This window comes from Sphingomonas sp. STIS6.2 (assembly GCF_000732685.2).
GTDB classification, from domain to species: Bacteria; Pseudomonadota; Alphaproteobacteria; order Sphingomonadales; family Sphingomonadaceae; genus Sphingomonas; species Sphingomonas aerolata.
Map to the genome: position 1 here is coordinate 51,396 of NZ_JPDP02000022.1, position 14,964 is coordinate 66,359.

General features: G+C 64.5%; 20 protein-coding genes. 5 read left to right on the forward strand and 15 right to left on the reverse strand.

All coding sequences use genetic code 11. The features are described 5' to 3' along the window. Positions 1–29: 29 nt before the first annotated feature. Both sphst_RS03125 and sphst_RS03130 read right to left on the reverse strand, forming a co-directional pair. Positions 30–668 carry a carbonic anhydrase gene (locus sphst_RS03125; RefSeq protein WP_031396345.1) on the reverse strand — a complete coding sequence of 213 codons (639 nt, stop codon included), beginning with the start codon at positions 666–668 and terminating at the stop codon, positions 30–32. Further along, positions 665–2,245 (reverse strand): SulP family inorganic anion transporter, encoded by a 1,581-nt coding sequence (locus sphst_RS03130; protein WP_051916675.1) that lies wholly within the window; start codon positions 2,243–2,245, stop codon positions 665–667. Before sphst_RS03130 ends, sphst_RS03125 begins: the two co-directional genes overlap by 4 nt. Positions 2,246–2,461: 216 nt before the next feature. Between sphst_RS03130 and sphst_RS03135 the strand changes: the two genes are divergently transcribed. Both sphst_RS03135 and sphst_RS03140 read left to right on the forward strand, forming a co-directional pair. Next, entirely contained in the window at positions 2,462–3,001 is a 540-nt protein-coding gene (locus tag sphst_RS03135; protein WP_107045137.1) for a J domain-containing protein, read from the forward strand. After that, a complete protein-coding gene (locus sphst_RS03140) occupies positions 2,998–3,348 on the forward strand; it encodes a hypothetical protein (protein ID WP_107045174.1) in 351 nt (116 codons plus the stop codon). The genes sphst_RS03135 and sphst_RS03140 overlap by 4 nt, the downstream gene beginning before the upstream one ends. On the opposite strand, the gene sphst_RS03145 is transcribed toward sphst_RS03140, so the two are convergent. The 9 genes from sphst_RS03145 to sphst_RS21450 all read right to left on the reverse strand — a co-directional run bounded on the left by sphst_RS03145 (position 3,345) and on the right by sphst_RS21450 (position 6,481). Beyond that, positions 3,345–3,752 carry a SufE family protein gene (locus sphst_RS03145; RefSeq protein ID WP_081874150.1) on the reverse strand — a complete coding sequence of 136 codons (408 nt, stop codon included), beginning with the start codon at positions 3,750–3,752 and terminating at the stop codon, positions 3,345–3,347. The two genes, sphst_RS03140 and sphst_RS03145, sit on opposite strands and share 4 nt — an antisense overlap. Before the next feature lie 68 nt (positions 3,753–3,820). Next, entirely contained in the window at positions 3,821–4,060 is a 240-nt protein-coding gene (locus tag sphst_RS03150; RefSeq protein WP_031396340.1) for a hypothetical protein, read from the reverse strand. Positions 4,061–4,072: 12 nt separating this feature from the next. After that, positions 4,073–4,312 carry a hypothetical protein gene (locus tag sphst_RS03155; protein ID WP_031396339.1) on the reverse strand — a complete coding sequence of 80 codons (240 nt, stop codon included), beginning with the start codon at positions 4,310–4,312 and terminating at the stop codon, positions 4,073–4,075. Positions 4,313–4,334: 22 nt separating this feature from the next. After that, the gene (locus sphst_RS03160; RefSeq protein ID WP_031396338.1) at positions 4,335–4,604 is read right to left on the reverse strand and encodes a hypothetical protein; all 270 of its coding nucleotides are present in this window, start codon (positions 4,602–4,604) and stop codon (positions 4,335–4,337) included. Positions 4,605–4,615: 11 nt separating this feature from the next. After that, a complete protein-coding gene (locus sphst_RS03165) occupies positions 4,616–4,918 on the reverse strand; it encodes a hypothetical protein (RefSeq protein ID WP_031396337.1) in 303 nt (100 codons plus the stop codon). Positions 4,919–4,945: 27 nt separating this feature from the next. Next, positions 4,946–5,329 carry an envelope stress response membrane protein PspC gene (gene pspC / locus sphst_RS03170; RefSeq protein ID WP_031396336.1) on the reverse strand — a complete coding sequence of 128 codons (384 nt, stop codon included), beginning with the start codon at positions 5,327–5,329 and terminating at the stop codon, positions 4,946–4,948. Position 5,330: 1 nt separating this feature from the next. Next, on the reverse strand, positions 5,331–5,639 hold the full coding sequence (pspB, locus tag sphst_RS03175; RefSeq protein WP_043158492.1) for an envelope stress response membrane protein PspB: 309 nt from the start codon (positions 5,637–5,639) through the stop codon (positions 5,331–5,333). Between the two features lies 1 nt (position 5,640). Further along, positions 5,641–6,306: a phage shock protein PspA gene (pspA, locus tag sphst_RS03180; RefSeq protein WP_031396334.1), complete on the reverse strand. Its 666-nt coding sequence runs from the start codon at positions 6,304–6,306 to the stop codon at positions 5,641–5,643. 40 nt (positions 6,307–6,346) lie between these two features. Next, positions 6,347–6,481, reverse strand: a complete 135-nt coding sequence (locus sphst_RS21450; RefSeq protein WP_261362606.1) for a hypothetical protein — start codon at positions 6,479–6,481, stop codon at positions 6,347–6,349. A gap of 174 nt (positions 6,482–6,655) precedes the next feature. Here sphst_RS21450 and pspF point away from each other — a divergent pair, with 174 nt between their 5' ends. Next, complete coding sequence (gene pspF / locus sphst_RS03185; protein ID WP_031396333.1) at positions 6,656–7,717, forward strand: phage shock protein operon transcriptional activator; 1,062 nt, start codon at positions 6,656–6,658, stop codon at positions 7,715–7,717. A 104-nt stretch (positions 7,718–7,821) separates the two neighbouring features. Next, entirely contained in the window at positions 7,822–8,436 is a 615-nt protein-coding gene (locus tag sphst_RS03190) for a superoxide dismutase (RefSeq protein WP_031396332.1), read from the forward strand. A gap of 49 nt (positions 8,437–8,485) precedes the next feature. Here the strand turns inward: sphst_RS03190 and sphst_RS03195 are convergent, their stop codons facing one another. The 4 genes from sphst_RS03195 to sphst_RS03210 form a co-directional block, all read right to left on the reverse strand. Continuing rightward, on the reverse strand, positions 8,486–9,097 hold the full coding sequence (locus sphst_RS03195; protein ID WP_261362605.1) for a septation protein A: 612 nt from the start codon (positions 9,095–9,097) through the stop codon (positions 8,486–8,488). A gap of 46 nt (positions 9,098–9,143) precedes the next feature. Next, positions 9,144–10,079 (reverse strand): signal recognition particle-docking protein FtsY, encoded by a 936-nt coding sequence (ftsY, locus tag sphst_RS03200; protein ID WP_031396330.1) that lies wholly within the window; start codon positions 10,077–10,079, stop codon positions 9,144–9,146. Continuing rightward, entirely contained in the window at positions 10,076–11,323 is a 1,248-nt protein-coding gene (gene mtaB / locus sphst_RS03205; protein ID WP_031396329.1) for a tRNA (N(6)-L-threonylcarbamoyladenosine(37)-C(2))-methylthiotransferase MtaB, read from the reverse strand. Before mtaB ends, ftsY begins: the two co-directional genes overlap by 4 nt. A 116-nt stretch (positions 11,324–11,439) precedes the next feature. After that, complete coding sequence (locus tag sphst_RS03210; protein WP_042466603.1) at positions 11,440–13,065, reverse strand: putative bifunctional diguanylate cyclase/phosphodiesterase; 1,626 nt, start codon at positions 13,063–13,065, stop codon at positions 11,440–11,442. A gap of 306 nt (positions 13,066–13,371) precedes the next feature. On the opposite strand from sphst_RS03210, the gene ffh reads away from it, so the two are divergent. Continuing rightward, positions 13,372–14,901, forward strand: coding sequence for a signal recognition particle protein (gene ffh / locus sphst_RS03215; protein WP_107045175.1), 1,530 nt, complete (start codon positions 13,372–13,374; stop codon positions 14,899–14,901). Positions 14,902–14,964 lie beyond the last annotated feature (63 nt).

Genomic DNA, 14,964 nt, shown 5'->3' on the forward strand with positions numbered 1-14,964 from the left:
TGCCCTCCCCGTCGGAGGAGGGACTGACGTCAGACCAGCACCTTGTCAGGCCTGCCAATCTCGTCGAGAACCGTGTCGGCGGCGATCTCCATGAGCGGTTTGATATGGCCGTCACGCATGTCGTAGACCCAGCCGTGCAGTGCCAGTTCCTGCCCCTTGGCGAACGCATCCTGCACAGTCCTGGTGCGCGCGAGGCGAACGAGCTGGTCGCGGACGTTGACCTCGACGAAGCGATTGACCTTGGCCTCTTCGGTAGGCTGCGCATCGATCTCGTCGCGGTGATCGCGCAGCACTTCGCGCGCAGTATCGAGCCACTCGTCGACGGGACCGTCCAGGCCACCTTGCAGCGTACCCATGATGCCGCCGCAACCGTGATGGCCGCAGACGATGACATGCTTCACCTTCAGTACGTCGACCGCATATTGCAGCACCGACATGAGGTTCAGGTCGTGATCGTTGACGAGGTTGGCGATGTTGCGGTGGATGAACATCCCGCCCGGCTGAGTCATCGTCATCTGTTCGGGACTGACGCGACTGTCCGAGCAGCCGATCCACAGGAATTCCGGCTTCTGGCCGACCGTCTGGCGGCTGAAGAAATCGGGATTCTCGTCGGTATGCTCTGCGACCCAGGCCTTGTTGGCGAGCAGCAGCTGTTTGTAGCGTCTCATGTGTACAGAACCTCGCTCGATGGCGCGTTGATCAACGCGGCACGCTTGCCGGCGATATCGCCGCGCAGGCTGACGGTGATGCCGCGATATTCCGCGCCTTTGATGAACGCGTTGATGATGTCGATATTGTCGAGGTCGACATAACTGGTCGACGACAGGTCGATCAGCACCTGGGTATTGTCGGGCACGCGGTTCAGCGACTTCTGCAATTCATATTTGTGGATGAAATACAGGTTGCGGCGCGCACGGACGAGGCAGTCGTCGCCATCGCAGGCAAAGGTGATCGCGGTACGGAAGTTGCGTGCAATGACGAATACGAAGCCGACAACGATGCCAATCACGATGCCCTCGAGCAAATCGGTAAACAGGATCGCGCCGACTGTGACGACGAAGGGGATGAACTGCGTCCAGCCCTGCTTGTAGCGTTCCAGAAACAGCTTCGGCTTGGTCAGCTTGTAACCGGTCGCGATCAGCACCGCGGCAAGCGCGGAGAGCGGGATCAGGTTAAGCAGCGACGGGATCAGTGCAACGCTGATCAGCAGCCAGAAGCCGTGGAGCATGGTCGAAAGCTTGCTCTCCGCCTTGGCGTCGACATTGGCCGACGATCGGACGATCACCGACGTGACGGGAAGCCCGCCGATCATGCCCGACAGGATGTTACCCCCGCCCTGCGCGAGCAACTCCCAGTTCTTGTCGGTGGAGCGACGGCGCGGATCGATCTCGTCGACCGCTTTCACGCTGAGCAGCGACTCCAAGCTCGCGACGATTGCGAGCGTGACCGCAGTTGTCCAGACGATGCCCATGCTGATGCCGGAAAAGTCCGGGAGCGTGAACAGCGTGGGAAATTCGGAAAGCTTCTGCGTGACGGGTACCTGGACGAGATGTGTCGCCTGGAGCTGCCAATCAGGCTTGACCGCGCCCAGCAGCGCGTTGCCGAGCACGCCGATCAGGACGACGACGAGCGGGCCGGGGACGAACCGGAGCGGGCCATTCTTCGGTTTCGCGCCGTCCCACCAGAACAGGAATGCCAGGCTGATCCCGGCAATCAGGATCGCACCGGGGGTCACGCTCGCGCTCAGACTGTCGATGATTCGCGAGAAGGTGTTGACGCCGTTGGCGGTGGAGAATTCGAAGATCCCCTCGGCCTCGCGGTCGAAGCCGACCGCGTGCGGAATCTGCTTGAGGATAAGGATCAGGCCGATCGCGGCCAGCATCCCGGTGATCACCGAGGAGGGCACGAATTCGCTGAGAATACCCGCGCGCGTCAGCGAAAAGCCGATCTGAAGCACGCCCGCCAGCACGACGGCCATCAGGAACATCTGGTAGCTCGGCATGCTTTCGATCGCTGCGAGGACGATCACGGTCAAGCCTGCAGCCGGTCCGCTGACCGACAAGGGAGATTTTGAGAAGAGCCCGACGGCGATGCCGCCGACGATTCCGGCGATGACGCCTGCGAACAGCGGCGCACCTGACGCAAGCGCAACGCCCAGACACAGGGGCAGGGCGACAAGGGCGACCACGATCGACGCGGGCAGATCGGCCCGCCACGTGCTTAGCTTCGGAATGAGAGTTTGCACCAGGGCTCCTGTCGCCGCGACGTCGGCCGGGATGCGCCCGGAGCAGACGCTTTACCCTATGCCAGATGACAATTTATTCATGTTCATTAGGCGATGAACGCCTCCTGACTCAAGGCGCAATGTCGGTCCCGGCCGCAGGTGCGGCCGCGTGGCTTGATCGTTTGGCGGTGCGGTACGCGGTTGCGTTGTCGGTGGGGACGCCTATCTCGAACGGCTATGGCGCGAAGCACGACACGTACACCCGATTGGGGATTTCCGCGGTGGCGCGGCTATGGCTCTAGCAGCGAGGCGGTGACGGTTCGATTGTGCGACCGGCACGGCTGCAACGAACCCGGCAATTGCCCGGCGCCGAAATCGCCCAACAGCCCGGACCGCTGGTATTTCTGCATGACGCATGCGGGCGAGTATAATCGCGGCTGGAATTATTTCGAAGGTCTGAGCGCCGAGGAAGCTGCCGAGCGCGAGGCGGCGGAGACGCGTACCGCGGACGGCTATGCGGATCCGAAGCATTATGCCTGGGCGGGGTCGGGCGACGGCAGCCGGTCGCGCGACGAGATGCGCGCGCTTGAAGTGCTGCAGCTCGAACCTGATGCGACGTTCGAGGATGTCCGTGCCGCGTGGCGGCGAATGGCCAAGGCCAATCACCCCGATGTGCGTCCGGGCGACAATGATGCAGCAACACGGTTCCAGGGTGTCCAGGCCGCTTACGAGGTCTTGCGCGCCGCAGAGGATGCACGGACGTGGAAGCCGGCGTGATCCGCGTGCTGGCGAGCCGCTGGCAGGGAAGCGTGCTGGTCTGCGGCAAATGTTCGAAGAAGCTCGCGGGCGGGTTTGGCGACAAGCGCCGCACGCCGCTCGCCAAGCTGTTGCGCGCCGCCCTCGGGCTGAAGAAGGGGCGCAAGGCCGACCGCGGCGTGGTCGAGGTCAAATGTCTCGGGGTCTGCCCGAAGAACGCGGTCGTGATGATCGATGCGGCCCAGCCCGATCGGTGGATGCTGGTCCCCGCCGGCGCCGACGTTGGCGAGATCGTAACGACGCTGCGCGGGGGTGATGCCTCTCCGCCGTGCCCTCCCCGGGTGGAAGACGGCCTCAAGGCCGCCTAGCTGGCGTAGCGTTCGGCGGTCTCGCGGATCAACGCGATCATGTTCGGGATTCCCTGCGTCCGGTTCGAACTGAGTTGCTTGCCGAGATCGAACGGCGCCAGTTCCGCACCGATGTCGGTCGCGACGATCGCCGCCGGCGGTTGGTCCTGCACCGCTTGAAGGACGAGCGCGATGATCCCCTTGGTGATCGCGGCGTTCGAGTCCGCGAGGAAATGGAGCCGGCCGTCGTCGGTCTTCATCGGATAGACCCACACGGATGCCGAGCAGCCGCGAACCAGCGTCGCATCGGTCTTCAGGGCATCGGGCATGGGTTCGAGATCGCGTCCGAGGTCGATCAGAAGGCGGTAGCGGTCGTCGGGTTCGAGGAAGTCATATTCCTCATGGATATCGGCTAGCTTGGGCATGGCGTCGCGGTACTCCCGCGTCATCTCGCCCGCAACCGCTGCGCGTGCGGCAGGACACGATTGCCGCGCTACAGGTCGACCCCGGCGGCGATCGCCTCCAGCTTCTTGATGCGTTCCTTCAGGTCTGCGATCTCGATGCGCGCGCCAGTCGACACCGCCACGGGCAGGCCGGTGTCGTGCGCTTGGTCGATCTCCAGGCGCCTGATCGACAGCCAGCCGCGCCAGCCGGCGAGTCCCGCGGTGACGATCATCGCGAGCGCCACCAGGCCGGTCAGCGCGAGCGTGATATAGACGTTCGGTTCGGTCATGTCCGCCTCCTCCTAGCGGTCGCGGAGCCGCTCGATCTCTCGGTCGAGATCGACGCTCTTGTGGTTGTCGGTGATGACGCGTTCGAGCACCTGGATGCGCTCCTTCATCTGGCGCACCTCGTCGCGCAGACGCAGCGTGTCGGCGGTATCCGCCGGGGCGGAGAGCGATCCTTGCGCATGGTATCGCGCCCGGAGCACGCGGGAGACCGCCACGATCAAAACGATACAGACGACCATCGTGAAGGGATTCATCGGTCAGCTCCTGAATACGGGTCTAGTTTAGGGGGCGCTCGTCGCGGAGCAGGTCGATTTCGTCCGCCAGGCCGATCCCGCGATCGGTGACGATCCGTTCCAGCACCCTCACACGTTGTTCGAGACGTTCATTCTGTGCCGCATATTGTGCGGACTTTTCGGCGACGAGTTGGGCATCGATTTCCATCCGGCGCTGCCGATAGGCGAACCAGGGCTTGACGAAGACGCCGCCGAAGATCGCGAGCAGGCCGCAGGATATGCCGAGAATGGGGATGAGCAGGGGGCTGATCATGGCGGCGTCCTCTATCGCGGCTGGAGGCGGAGAGCCTCGATCTCGCGGGCGGTACGCTCCGCGGGATCGGTGGCGATGCGCTCAAGAACGGCAATCCGCTCTTCGAGACGGGAAACCTGGCCGGTCAGGCGCTCGTTCTCGCCGGAAAGCAGTTCCAGCTTGCGGGCGTCCTTCGGGTCGACCCGGTGCGTCTTCCCGCTCCACTCATCCTCCAGCGCATAGCCGTGCTTTGCGCGTATCCAGTTGTTGATCACCCATCCCATCGTCGTGATCGCGATGATCGCGACGACGAAACCCGGTCCACCCCAATTCATCATCATTCTCCCCGTCTACGCCGCGTCTCAGCGCAGGCTGTCGATCTCTGCCGCGAGGCTGCTGCTGCTCCGGCTGGTATAGTGCGTTTCGATGTCGGCGAGACGACGATCGATGTCGCGGAACTTGCTGCGGACCTCTGCGGTCGAGCGCTTCGGGTTCGAGCGGACGCCTTGCCAGAACTTCGCGTCGTCGGGTGTTTCGTACAGACCGAACGGCTTTGGCTGTCCCATCCACGCGACCAGCCAATAGGCGATCAGTGTCCAGGGAAAGCCCCCGGCCAGCGTCAGCAGGACGACCGAGACGCGGACGATCAGGACATCGATCCCGGTATAGTCGGCGATCCCGGCGCAGACGCCCTTCCATTTGGCGTTCTGCTTGTCGAGGTAGAATTGGGTACGGCTGGCGGACATTTCAGTTCCTCCGATCCATGTTGCGTTCAAAGCGGGTGTCGATCGTGCGGTCAGCCTGGCGATCGGACAGGTAGGACGACTGGCTGGTGCCGAGGCCGGGCTTCCAGTCGGGATTGTCGGCGGCGATGATCCGCTCGACCGTCAGCACCCGGTCCTCGAGTCGGCGGGCGAGAAGTTGCATCTCGTCGAGCAGTCGTTCGTCCTCATCGGTGATCTTGGGTGCGGTCTTCCACTTGGTGACATAATGCAGGATCAGCCAGGGCAGCCCGACGAGCGCGCCGAGAATGGCGACGAGTCCTTCGAAATCCATCTCAGTCGTCCTTCTTCAGGCGGGCCTTGAGCGCGGCGAGCTGGGCATCGACCTTGTCGTTGCTGCGCAGCTCGGCGATCTCTTCCTCGAGCGTCTTGACGACGCCGAGCCCCATTGCGTCGGCGCGACCCTCCGCCTCGTCGACGCGGCGGTCGAGAATGTCGAAGCGGCTGAACGCCTCGTGCGTCTTCGGGCCGTTGTACATCTCGCGAAGCCGGGTGCGGTTGTTCGCGCTTTCCAGCCGCGTCTGCACCGCATTCTGCTTGGTCCGCGCCTCGCGCAGCTTGGTCTGCAGCTTGGCGATGTCCGCCTCGGAGGCGCTGAGCGCGTCGTCGAGGACGCCGACTTCCGCCTTGAGCTGCTCGGCCATGTCGGACGCCTTCTGGCGTTCGACCAGCGCAGCCTTGGCAAGATCCTCGCGGTCCTTGCTCAGCGCGAGCTCGGCCTTCTCGGTCCAGTTTTCCTGGAGCTGTTCCAGCTTGGCGATATGGCGGCGCATCTCCTTCTGGTCCGCGATGGTGCGCGCGGCGGAGGCGCGAACCTCGACCAGCGTTTCCTCCATCTCCAGGATGATCATCCGGATCATCTTGGCCGGATCCTCCGCCTTTTCGATGAGGTCGGCGAAGTTGGCGGCGACGATGTCGCGGGTGCGGGAAAAAATGCCCATGTAAATTCTACTCCAGGGGTCTTCGTGCGGCGGACGAACCTTATGCCACGATTGCGGTGTGTCGCGTAGCGGGCGCCTGATGCGCGGGCGCCACCGCCGCGAGAATGAAGGTGGCGCTGACGACGAAGGTGCAGGCGAGCGTGGCGACGGTGCGGACGATGCCGGTCTTGATCATGATGAGTCCCCTTTGAGGCGATGGTTGGTTCCGCCTTTGGGCGGGTTGTCCAAAGCGTTGCATCAGTCGTGCCAGTTTTAGAAAAGCCCGGAAATCATGCGGTTGTGCCAGCAGGGCGTCGGGCGAGCAGTTTGTTCCTTGCTATGCGTTGGGAATTTCCGCCACACTTTGGCAATGGAGAGAACAACGCAGGTTATCGGCCAATCCGGCGCGTTCATGGGAGCGCTCGAACGTGCGTCGCGCGCGGCGGCGCTCGACCGACCGGTGCTCGTGATCGGGGAACGCGGTACGGGCAAGGAATTGGTCGCCGAGCGGCTCCACCGGCTGAGCCCGCGCTGGGACCAGCCACTTGTGATCATGAACTGCGCCGCGCTGCCCGAGACGCTGATCGAGGCAGAATTGTTCGGACATGAGGCCGGCGCGTTCACCGGTGCGACCAAGGCACGGGTCGGGCGGTTCGAGGAGGCACATGGCGGCACCCTGTTCCTTGACGAGCTGGGCACGCTGTCGATGGCGGCGCAGGACCGGTTGCTGCGCGCCGTCGAATATGGCGAGATCACCCGGATCGGCTCATCGCGGCCGCTGCGCGTCGACGTTCGGATCGTGGCTGCGACGAACGAGCATCTGCCCGACAAGGTGATGCGGCATGAATTTCGCGCCGACCTTCTCGATCGGTTGTCATTCGAGGTCGTCACACTGCCCCCGCTGCGCGCGCGGGCCGGCGACGTGATGGTGCTAGCGGACCATTTCGGTCGACGGATGGCGTCCGAGCTCGGGCGCGAGCGGTGGGAGGGGTTCGGACCCTCCGCACGCGCTGCGCTGGCAGACTATGACTGGCCTGGAAATGTCCGTGAGCTGCGTAACGTCGTCGAACGCGCGGTCTATCGCTGGGAGCATGAGGGGCCGATCGATGCGATCGAGATCGATCCATTCCAGTCGCCGCACAGGCCACGTGCTGCTGACCGCAAGCCGGTCCTGCCACCAGCCCCAGCATCGCCGTCTGCCGGCGCGACTAATAACGCGGTAGAGGATGACGCCGACAATCCGGTCGTCGCATGCGAGGACGGGCCGTCGGATTTCAAGTCGCGCGTGTCCCGGTTCGAGCGCGACCTGCTGTCGCGTGCGTTGGCCGAGCATCGGTTCAACCAGCGGGCCACCGCCGAGGCGCTCGGTCTCAGCTATGATCAGTTGCGGCATGCCCTGAAGCGGCACGAACTGTTGCACGCCGGCGCCTGATCGAGGTCCGATCCGCTTGTGTAACGACCGTCCGGGGACCATTTGGGGGCCGCGGGCGTTTGACGTCCGACCCCATTCACCCATTGTCTTTGAGGAGACTCCTGATGGCTTTCGAACTTCCCCCGCTGCCTTACGCCTATGACGCGCTCGAGCCCGTGATCGATCAGGAAACGATGAAGTTTCATCACGACAAGCATCATGCGGCATACACGGCCAAGCTGAACGAGGGCGTCGAGAAGGACTCCGCGCTTGCGGGCAAGTCGATCGAGGACATTCTCGGCATGATCTCGTCGCAGCCGCCGCTCGTGCGTAACAATGGCGGCGGTTTCTGGAACCACGACTTCTTCTGGAAGACGATGGCAGCCAAGACGGGGCAGGCGCCGTCGGGCAAGCTCGCCGAGGCGATCGATCGCGATTTCGGCAGCCTCGATAAGCTCAAGGACGAGTTCAACACCAAGGGTGCGGGGCAGTTCGGGTCGGGCTGGGCGTGGCTGATCGCCGATGACAGCGGCAAGCTGAAGGTCACGAGCACGCCGAATCAGGACAACCCGTTGATGGACGATGCCAAGGAGCCCGGTACGCCGTTGCTCGGCAACGACGTCTGGGAGCACGCCTATTACCTGACGTACAAGAATGATCGTCCGGGCTATCTGAAGGCGTGGTGGGATATCGTGAACTGGGATGTCGTCGGCGAGCGCTACGCGAAGGTCGCTGGCTGAGCCGATCCCGTTACCGTCATCCCGGCTTTACCGGGATGACGGTTCATAATTACCCTTCGGGCGGCAGGTTGGTGACGGCCTTGTCGCCCGTTTGCAATCCATGCTTCAGCAGCATCGGGATGTTGGCAAAGGCGAAGATCAACGTCATCGGGATCGCGCCCCAGAGCTTGAAGCCGACCCAGAAATCCCACGTGGTGTTCCGCCAGACGACTTCGTTCAACACTGCCATGAACACGAAGAACACGGTCCAGTTGCGCGTGAGCTTGCGCCAGCCCTCGGCGGTCAGTCCTGGATAGGCGGTGCCGAGCAGCGACTGAAGCAGCGGGCGCCCGGTCACCAGCCCGAAGGTCAGGATGGCGGCGAACATCGCGTAGATGATCGTGGGCTTCATCTGGATAAAGCGCTGGTCATGGAAATAGATCGTCAGGCCGCCGAACACGACGATCAGGGCACCCGACATCCACAGCATCGGCGAGATATGTCCCGCCTTTACCTTCGAGACGATCATCGCGACGATCGTCGCGACGATGAACGCGGTCGTCGCGGTGACCACGCGCGCGATCGGTGCGCCGGGGGTGAGGAAGTTCACCGCGAAGAAGATCGCCAGCGGACCATAATCGATCGCCATGCGCAGGCCGGGGGACAGGGGGGGCTTGGTCACTTTTGTATCCAGGAATTGCGGTAAGACCGGAGAGCGGGGCGGCGTGTTATTTTCGGACGCTTTCGACGCCCGCGATGATCCGGCTGACCTCGTTTGCGTCGAACGGGCGCAGGTCCGTCATGCCTTCGCCGATGCCGATCGCGTGGATCGGCAGACCGTATTTCTCCGCCGCTGCGACCAGCACGCCGCCGCGTGCGGTGCCGTCGAGCTTGGTCATCACAACGCCAGTCACGCCCGCCACCTCCTTGAAGACTTCAATCTGCTGGAGCGCATTCTGCCCCGTCGTCGCATCGAGGACGAGGACGATGTCGTGCGGGCTCTCGGGATTGATACGGCCGAGCACGCGACGGATCTTGGCGAGTTCGTCCATCAGTTCGCGCTTGTTCTGCAGGCGGCCGGCGGTGTCGACGATCAGCACGTCGATCCCCGTTTCGGTCGCCTTCTTCACCGCATCCCAGACGACGCCCGCTGCGTCGCCGCCTTCCGGTCCGGTGACGATCGGCACGCCGACGCGCTCGGCCCAGGTGCGCAACTGGCCGATCGCAGCGGCGCGGAACGTGTCGCCCGCCGCCAGCATGACGCCGTAATCCTGTTCCATCAGCAGATGGGCGAGCTTCGCGATGGTGGTCGTCTTGCCCGACCCGTTGACGCCGATCACTAGGATCACCTGAGGGCGCGGGAAGGCGTCTATCTCGAGCGGCTTGGCGACCTTGGCAAGGACCTTTTCGACCTCTTCCGCGACGATGACGCGGATGCCGAGCTCTTCCATGTTGCGCTCGAAACTGCCCTCGGCGAGCCGATGGCGAATGCGGCCGGCGGTTTCAGGACCGAGATCCGATGCGATCAACGCCTCCTCGATCTCGTCGAGCGTCGCATCGTCGAGCCGCGCACCGCTGAGGCCAGCGAGATTGCCGACGAGCCGGTCAGAGGTACGCTTGAAGCCGCCGATGAGTTTGTCGTGCCAGCTTGGGGTGGTGCTCATAGGGATTCCCGTGTTGCGCTCAGGCGCTCGCCCAGAACGCCGGTGATCGTGATTCGGAGGATGTCGCCCGGTGCCGCAGGCGCGTCCAGCAGGACTTCCGCGAAATTTCCGACATGGCCGGAGTCGCCCGGACGTTCGACCAGCAGGTGCTGCGTCGTCCCGACCAGCGTCTGCAACCATGCCGCGTGAACGGCCTGGCCCGTCTCGCGGAGGATCGCAGCGCGTCGGCGGCGGATCTCGGGCTCGACCTGCGGCATTCGGGCGGCGGGGGTGCCGGCCCGCGGTGAATAGGGGAAGATGTGCGAATGAACGATGTCGCAGTCAGCGATCAGCGCATGCGTGTTCTGGAACATCGCCTCGTCCTCGGTCGGGAACCCGGCGATCAGGTCCGCGCCGATCGCGATGTCGGGACGGGCGGTCTTGAGCCGCTGGACGAGCGCCACGCTCTGGGCGCGCGAATGACGTCGCTTCATCCGCTTCAACACCATGTCGTCGCCCGCCTGGAGCGAGAGGTGGACATGCGGCATGATCCGGGGCTCGGTCGTGAGCAGCGCGAAGAGCCTGTCGTCGATCTCGATGCCGTCGAGCGACGACAGACGGAGCCGCTCGAGCCGCGGCACCGCGTGCAGAATGCGCTCGACAAGCTGGCCGAGCGTGGGGGCGCCGGGAAGATCGGGGCCATAGCTGGTCAGGTCGACGCCGGTCAGAACGATCTCGCGGTGTCCTGCATCGACCAGCCCGGCAATCCGGTCGACGACTGCGCCTGCGGGGACCGAGCGGCTTGGCCCCCGTCCGAACGGGATCGCGCAGAAGGTGCAGCGATGATCGCAGCCGTTCTGGACCTCGACAAAGGCGCGGGCATGCGACGAAAAGCTAGCAACCAGATGCGGCGCGGTTTCGCGAACCTGCATGATGTCGCTGACGACCACCGGTGCGAGCGTGGCCCATGCGGCTGGGGAGAGCTTGTCGGCATTGCCGATCACGCGATCGACCTCGGGCATCGCCGCGAAGGCACCCGGGTCGATCTGCGCTGCGCATCCGGTGACGACGATCTGCGCATCCGGGCGATCGCGCCGGGCCCGGCGGATCGCAACCCGCGTCGCCTTCACTGCCGCATTGGTGACGGCGCAGCTGTTGACCACGACCATGTCCCGCCTGGCGACGAGCGCGCGGATGGTCTCGCTTTCGGCGATGTTGAGACGGCAGCCGAGGCTGACGACCTCTGGCAGCGGGGCAGACGGCATGATGCGCGATCTAGGAGGGGCGGGGGGCAAAGTCCACGGCTTGCAGCGCCGGGCTGGAGTAAGGATGGCGGCTCGGCAGTGGGTGCGTCCGTGTGCAGGGCGCAGCGGGTTCGCGATCAGCCCGCGAGTCGTGGTGCAATGCCGCGGACCGGGGGGAAGTCGCCATCGGGCTGGTGTGCGAGCAGACGCTGTTCGGCGAGCAGCCGGCGCAGTTGCGCGGCGTTCATGGGGCGACCGTAGAGATAGCCCTGTCCCTTGGCACAGCCGAGCGCGCGCAGCCGCTCCTCGACCGCGGCATCCTCGATGCCCTCGGCGGTGACCGGCAGGTTCAGGCTGTCACCAAGCCGGACGATCGTGTTGACGATCGCCATGCTCTCCGCATTGTCGAGGATCGACGCGACGAAGCTGTGGTCGATCTTGATGCGGTCGAACGGGAGCGCGCGCAGATGCGCAAGGCTAGAAAAGCCGGTACCGAAATCGTCGAGCGCCAGGCGGATGCCCTGATTCTTCAAGCTGCCGACGATCGACTGGGCAAGCGCCAGATTGTCGAACAGCGCGCTTTCGGTAACCTCGATCTCGAGCCGGCTGGCGGGAAAGCCCGTCTCGACCAGCGTCTTGATGATCTTTTGCGCCAGCCACGCGTCGCGCAGCTGGACCGGGGAAATGTTGATCGACAGCGTCAGCGCCGAATCCCAGTCGCGTGCCGCAGTACAGGCTTGGCGCATGAGCGACAGCGACAGGTCGCCGATGACGCCGATCTCCTCGGCGATCGGGATGAAGACGTCCGGGGGGATCATCCCGCGTGTTGGATGGTCCCAGCGGGCCAGAACCTCGAACCCGGTGGTAAGCCCCGTGGCGAGGTCTACCTGTTGTTCGAAATAGGGGATGATGTCCTGCGCGGCGACCGCAAGGCGGAGCCCGGACTCGAGCTCACCGCGCACCTGCAGCGATTGCTCCATCGCGGTGTTGAACCAGACGTGGCGATTGCGGCCCGCCGTCTTGGCCGCGTGAAGGGCGATGTCCGCGTTGCGCAGCAGCGCGTCGATCGAGGCACAGTCCGCGTCCGAGCGGGCGACGCCGATCGACACGGTGGCGTGAATGTCGACGCCGTTCGCACGGAAGGGCCGCGCGAAGCCGGTGACAAGACGCTCCGCGATCCGATCGGCCACCCCTTGATGCGCCGGATCGAAGACGAAGGCGCAGGCGAACTCGTCCGCGCCCAAGCGTGCCAGAAGGCTTGATGTGGGGGCGATGGCCGCGATCGTTTCCGCGACATGGACGAGCACCTGGTCGCCGACGGCATAGCCGTGCATGTCGTTGACGCTCTTGAAGAAGTCGACGTCGATCGTGAGCATCGCCACCACCTTGCCCCGGCGTCTCGCGCTGCCGAACAGGGTCGCGCCGTCTTCGGACAGACTGCGGCGATTGAGGAATCCGGTCAGCGAATCCCGCTGTGCCAGAACGCGGGCGCGATGACCCGCATCGGTCGCCTCGTTGAGCTCGGCAGTGAGCGTGCGATAGCGCAGGCAGCCGAACAGCAACAGCGCGACGTTGAGCAGCACGGCGACAACCAGACCTTGGTCGATACCGGAACTGCGTCCCGTCAGACGGGCAAAGATGCCGACCAGAACGGCGCCGCCGGTACCGACGAGCATCAACGCTGCAGCCCCGGTCACGGCGCCGGTGACGAATTCCCGGTTGATGGTGCGGGGCGAACGGGTCGCCGCCGGCGGTGCGGTCATGGGCTGGATCGCCTGTGAGGTCGGGGCGGACACACATATGACATAGCATAAGTGTAGGACCGGTTAAGAGCGTCGATCCGTCCAATATGCCGGGGAGGGACTTTGACGTTGGACGCCGTCGCAGCGCATCGACGGACGGGTCGCTTGCGTCGGCGGCCCGGGTCGCGTAAGCAGCACGCCACGTTCCGTTACGGGGCACATGTGACGAGCATCCAAGGATGCACGCTGGCCGGCGAGGTTTCGCCCGCCGGCGATTTTGCGTTGGGCGTCGTCATGTGTCCGGTAATGGTGATTGGGAGTGTCTCGATGTTCGAAAGCCTGAGCGATCGTCTTGGCGGCGTCTTCGACCGCCTGCGCGGCCGGGGTGCGCTGACCGAAGCGGACGTGCGCGCGGCAATGCGCGAGGTTCGCGTCGCGCTGCTCGAAGCCGACGTCGCGCTGCCCGTCGCGCGCGAGTTCGTCGAGAAGGCGACCGAGAAGGCGATCGGCCAGAACGTCCTGCGCTCGGTCACGCCGGGGCAGCAGGTCGTCAAGATCGTCAGCGATGCGCTGGTCGAGATGCTGGGCGCGGATGCGTCCGAGCTCAATCTGGGCGTCACGCCGCCCGCGATCATCATGATGGTCGGGCTTCAGGGCTCGGGCAAGACGACCACCACCGCCAAGATCGCCAAGCGGCTGTCGGCAGGGCCGGGTGGGCGCGATCGCAAGAAGGTGCTGATGGCGTCGCTCGACGTCAATCGCCCGAACGCGCAGGAACAGCTCGCGACGCTCGGCACGCAGATTTCGGTCGCGACCTTGCCGATCGTCGCCGGCCAGCAGCCGGTCGATATCGCACGGCGCGCGATGCAGGCGGCCAAGCTGCAGGGCTTCGACGTCCTGATGCTCGATACCGCGGGTCGCCTCCATGTCGATCAGGCGCTGATGGACGAGATGAAGGCGGTCGCCGACGTCGCGAACCCGGCCGAGATCCTTCTCGTCGTCGATTCGCTGACCGGCCAGGATGCGGTCAACGTCGCGCAGAACTTCTCCGACCAGGTGCCGTTGACGGGTATCGTGCTGACCCGGATGGACGGCGATGCGCGCGGCGGCGCTGCGCTGTCGATGCGTGCGGTCACCGGCAAGCCGATCAAGTTTGCGGGTACCGGCGAGAAGCTCGATGCGCTCGAGGCGTTCCATCCCGAGCGGGTCGCCGGGCGGATCCTTGGCATGGGCGACGTCGTCAGCCTCGTCGAGCGCGCCGCGGAGTCGATCCAGGCCGAAGACGCCGAGCGGATGGCGGCCAAGATGGCCAAGGGTCAGTTCGACATGAACGACCTGCGTGCTCAGCTGGCGCAGATGCAGCGGATGGGCGGGCTCGGTGCGCTGGCGGGGATGATCCCCGGCATGAAGAAGGCGCAGGGCGCGGTCGCTTCGGTCGGCGGCGAGAAGGTCCTCGTCCACATGGATGCGATGATCGGTTCGATGACCATCAAGGAGCGCGCCAAGCCCGAGCTGATCAACGCCAAGCGCAAGATCCGCATCGCCAAGGGCTCCGGCACCACGGTGCAGGAGGTCAACAAGCTGCTCAAGATGCACCTCGAAATGTCGATCGCCATGAAGAAGATCAAGAAGATGGGCGGCATGAAGGGCATGATGGCGATGCTCGGCAAGGGGGGCATGGGCGGCGGTCTGGGCGGAATCGGTAACGCGATCGGCGGGCCGCAGATGGGCGACATGCTCAACAAGGCCGGCGCAGGTGGGCTCCCTGGGGGCAATTCCGGGGGTGGCCTACCGGGCCTGGGCGGCAAGATGCCGCAGCTGCCTGCGGGCTTCGACGATTTTCTGAAGAAGAAATAACCTTTTACTTAACCCCATTACCCTGGCGTTTGCCGGGCGAAATATTAGAAAACGAAGGAAAAT

Bases quoted from the DNA above. Each gene is read 5' to 3' on its own strand.
- sphst_RS03125 (WP_031396345.1), bottom strand. From the start codon at position 668: ATGAGACGCTACAAACAGCTGCTGCTCGCCAACAAGGCCTGGGTCGCA.
- sphst_RS03135 (WP_107045137.1), top strand. From the start codon at position 2,462: ATGGCGCGAAGCACGACACGTACACCCGATTGGGGATTTCCGCGGTGG.
- sphst_RS03145 (WP_081874150.1), bottom strand. From the start codon at position 3,752: ATGCCCAAGCTAGCCGATATCCATGAGGAATATGACTTCCTCGAACCC.
- sphst_RS03150 (WP_031396340.1), bottom strand. From the start codon at position 4,060: ATGACCGAACCGAACGTCTATATCACGCTCGCGCTGACCGGCCTGGTG.
- sphst_RS03155 (WP_031396339.1), bottom strand. From the start codon at position 4,312: ATGAATCCCTTCACGATGGTCGTCTGTATCGTTTTGATCGTGGCGGTC.
- sphst_RS03160 (WP_031396338.1), bottom strand. From the start codon at position 4,604: ATGATCAGCCCCCTGCTCATCCCCATTCTCGGCATATCCTGCGGCCTG.
- sphst_RS03165 (WP_031396337.1), bottom strand. From the start codon at position 4,918: ATGAATTGGGGTGGACCGGGTTTCGTCGTCGCGATCATCGCGATCACG.
- pspC (WP_031396336.1), bottom strand. From the start codon at position 5,329: ATGTCCGCCAGCCGTACCCAATTCTACCTCGACAAGCAGAACGCCAAA.
- pspB (WP_043158492.1), bottom strand. From the start codon at position 5,639: ATGGATTTCGAAGGACTCGTCGCCATTCTCGGCGCGCTCGTCGGGCTG.
- pspA (WP_031396334.1), bottom strand. From the start codon at position 6,306: ATGGGCATTTTTTCCCGCACCCGCGACATCGTCGCCGCCAACTTCGCC.
- sphst_RS21450 (WP_261362606.1), bottom strand. From the start codon at position 6,481: ATGATCAAGACCGGCATCGTCCGCACCGTCGCCACGCTCGCCTGCACC.
- pspF (WP_031396333.1), top strand. From the start codon at position 6,656: ATGGAGAGAACAACGCAGGTTATCGGCCAATCCGGCGCGTTCATGGGA.
- sphst_RS03190 (WP_031396332.1), top strand. From the start codon at position 7,822: ATGGCTTTCGAACTTCCCCCGCTGCCTTACGCCTATGACGCGCTCGAG.
- ftsY (WP_031396330.1), bottom strand. From the start codon at position 10,079: ATGAGCACCACCCCAAGCTGGCACGACAAACTCATCGGCGGCTTCAAG.
- mtaB (WP_031396329.1), bottom strand. From the start codon at position 11,323: ATGCCGTCTGCCCCGCTGCCAGAGGTCGTCAGCCTCGGCTGCCGTCTC.
- sphst_RS03210 (WP_042466603.1), bottom strand. From the start codon at position 13,065: ATGACCGCACCGCCGGCGGCGACCCGTTCGCCCCGCACCATCAACCGG.
- ffh (WP_107045175.1), top strand. From the start codon at position 13,372: ATGTTCGAAAGCCTGAGCGATCGTCTTGGCGGCGTCTTCGACCGCCTG.